Source organism: Sutterella seckii, assembly GCF_009183815.1.
GTDB classification, from domain to species: domain Bacteria; phylum Pseudomonadota; class Gammaproteobacteria; order Burkholderiales; family Burkholderiaceae_F; genus Sutterella; species Sutterella seckii.
The window spans coordinates 1-284 of sequence record NZ_WEHX01000276.1; the positions used below are offsets into that span (position 1 = coordinate 1).

Annotated in this window: 1 protein-coding gene; it reads left to right on the plus strand. The window is 42.3% G+C overall.

From position 1 onward, the window contains the following. On the plus strand, window positions 1–273 hold a 273-nt coding region (locus GBM95_RS12880), incomplete at its 5' end, for a hypothetical protein (RefSeq protein WP_226963341.1). Window positions 274–284: the final 11 nt, after the last annotated feature.

The window sequence follows — 284 nt, forward strand, 5'->3', positions numbered from 1 at the left end:
GCTGGGCTTCAGGAGTGGCCTTGCGGCCGTCGAGGGTTGTGGTGGTTTTATCTTCATAACTCATTTATCAATTATAACATAACCGTAGCCGCTTGTCAATTATTTTGTGCCTATGTTAATATTCATGGTGATTTCTCATGGAAAACTGAGATCCGCGTGCCCGGAGTTGTGGTGAACTCGCGGGTACATTTTTTTGATCTACAGTGGGAACGAAAACTGTTGTTTTTAAACGAAAAACAGGACAATTACGATAACAAAAGAACTGTAGTGTAACTGGCGCTGAT